This is a genomic window from Pseudomonas sp. ANT_J12, assembly GCF_008370045.1.
Classification (GTDB): Bacteria; Pseudomonadota; Gammaproteobacteria; order Pseudomonadales; family Pseudomonadaceae; genus Aquipseudomonas.
In genome coordinates, this window is sequence record NZ_VOBN01000045.1 from 1 (window position 1) to 2,597 (window position 2,597).

Genomic DNA, 2,597 nt, shown 5'->3' on the forward strand with positions numbered 1-2,597 from the left:
TGGGGATTCCATGACCATCCGGACACCCATTCCACCAACATCCGGACACTGATTCCACGCTGATCCGGACACTCATTCCACGAGCATCCGGACACCGATTCCACGGCCATCCGGACACTTTCAGGCAGGCAGCAACGCAGGATTATTCACTACCATCGACCTCTTTTTTCGAAGCGAAGAGGTCGTCGTGGAGCGTTTATCCATGCGTAAAATCCGAGAGGTACTACGCCTAAAGTTCGACGCCGGCCTGTCCGTGCGCAAGATCGCCAAAAGTTTATCCATTGGCCATTCAAGCGCGGGAGACTACCTTTGCCGGTTCGCAGCCAGTGGGCTTCAGTGGCCCATCGATATCTCTGATGCAGAGCTGAACCGACGCCTGTTTCCGCCGGCAGTACCGGTGCCGAGCGACCAGCGCCCGATGCCTGACTGGGCTTGGGCGCATGCCGAGTTGCGCCGCCCCGGCGTAACTCTGGCCCTGCTTTGGCAAGAGTACCGACTCGCTCACCCGCAAGGCTTCCAATACAGCTGGTTCTGCGAGCACTACCGCCTCTGGGCCGCCAAGGTCGACGTTGTCATGCGCCAGGAGCACCGTGCCGGCGAAAAGCTGTTCGTCGATTACGCCGGACAGACCGCGCCCATTATCGACCGACAGACCGGTGAAATCCGTCAGGCCCAGATCTTCGTCGCCGTCCTCGGCGCGTCCAGCTACACCTTCGCCGAGGCCACTTGGTCGCAGAAACTGCCCGACTGGCTGGGCTCGCACGCCCGCTGTTTTGCTTTTTTCGGCGGCACATCGCAGATCCTGGTGCCCGATAATCTGCGCAGTGGCGTCACCAAGGCGCATCGCTACGAGCCGGACATCAACCCCAGTTACCGCGATCTCGCCGAGCATTACGGCGTAGCCGTACTGCCCGCGCGTTCGCGTAAACCCAAGGACAAAGCCAAGGTTGAAGTGGGTGTGCAAGTGGTCGAGCGCTGGATCCTGGCAGTGCTGCGCAACCGCCAGTTCTTCTCGCTCGGAGAACTCAACACGGCAATCAGCCTGCTGCTCGAACGCCTCAATCAAAAGCCCTTCAAGAAGCTGCCCGGCTCACGCCGCTCGGCCTTCGAGACCATCGACCAACCCGCACTGCAACCGCTACCAGAACATCCGTATGTCTACGCCGAATGGAAAAAGGTGCGGGTGCACATCGACTACCACGTCGAGGTCGAGGGCCATTACTACTCGGTGCCGTACCAGCTGGTGAAGCACCAACTCGAAGTGCGGCTAACCGCTAAGACCGTCGAGTGCTTCCACGCCAACCAGCGGGTGGCCAGCCATCTGCGCTCGCCGCACAAAGGCCGCCACACCACCCAAGCCGAGCACATGCCCAAAAGTCACCGCGAACATGCCGAATGGACGCCGCAGCGACTGATCCACTGGGCTGAGCAGACCGGGCCGAACACCGCTGGTGTAATCGCCTACATCCTCGAACGCCGAATCCATCCGCAGCACGGCTTCCGCGCCTGCCTGGGGATCCTGCGCCTGAGCAAACAGCACGGCGAAGAGCGGCTGGAAGCCGCTTGCCAGCGAGCGCTGGCACTGGGCGCGTGCAGCTACAAAAGCCTTGAATCGATCCTGCGCCAAGGGCTGGAACGGCTGCCGCTGGCCCAGCAAAACCTGCCGTTACTGCCTGAAGAACACATCAACCTGCGCGGCCCTGGCTACTACCACTGACCTGAAAAAGGAGCACCAAAATGCTGCCCAACCCGACACTCGACAAGCTGCAAACCCTGCGCCTGCACGGCATGATCAAGGCGCTTGGCGAACAACACGCAACGCCTGACATCAACGATCTCAGCTTCGACGAACGCCTCGGTCTGATGGTCGACCGCGAGCTGACCGAGCGCGAAGACGTCCGCCTGACTACTCGCCTCAAGGCCGCACGACTGCGCCATAACGCCTGCCTGGAAGACATCGACTATCGCAGTCCGCGTGGCTTGGACAAGGCCTTGATCCTGCAACTGGGCAGCGGCCAGTGGCTGCGCGACGGCCTGAACCTGATCATCGGCGGCCCAACTGGCGTAGGCAAAACCTGGCTCGCCTGCGCGCTGGCTCATAAGGCCTGCCGCGACGGTTACAGCGTGCGTTATCTGCGCTTGCCGCGCTTGATGGAAGAACTAGGCCTGGCCCACGGCGACGGCCGCTTCGCGAAACTGATGGCGGGTTATGCCAAGACCGACTTGCTGATCCTGGACGACTGGGGCCTGGCGCCGTTTACCGCTGCGCAACGGCGCGACATGCTTGAACTGCTGGACGACCGCTACGGCAACCGCTCGACGCTAGTGACCAGCCAGATGCCAGTGGACAAATGGCACGCACTGATCGGCGATCCGACCTTGGGCGATGCGATCCTCGACCGGCTGGTGCACAACGCTTATCGGATCGAACTGAAGGGCGAATCGATGCGCAGACGCGCAACGAAATTGACGGCGACAGAGACTTCAGACTAACAATGCAAACCTGCGTCGCTGCGCTCCGACTGCCTGTCCGAATGAGCGTGGAATGAGTGTCCGGATGTTGGTGGGCTGAGTGTCCGGATGGCGTGGAATCCGCA

The 2,597-nt window shown here is 61.3% G+C and carries 2 protein-coding genes; both read left to right on the top strand.

Annotated features, from left to right (window positions below):
- The first annotated feature begins 202 nt into the window (after nucleotides 1–202).
- A complete protein-coding gene (gene istA, locus FQ192_RS33780) occupies nucleotides 203–1,717 on the top strand; it encodes an IS21 family transposase (protein ID WP_149662275.1) in 1,515 nt (504 codons plus the stop codon).
- A 20-nt stretch (nucleotides 1,718–1,737) separates the two neighbouring features.
- Nucleotides 1,738–2,493 (top strand): IS21-like element ISPsy14 family helper ATPase IstB, encoded by a 756-nt coding sequence (gene istB, locus FQ192_RS33785; RefSeq protein ID WP_149662276.1) that lies wholly within the window; start codon nucleotides 1,738–1,740, stop codon nucleotides 2,491–2,493.
- The last annotated feature ends 104 nt before the right edge of the window (nucleotides 2,494–2,597 follow it).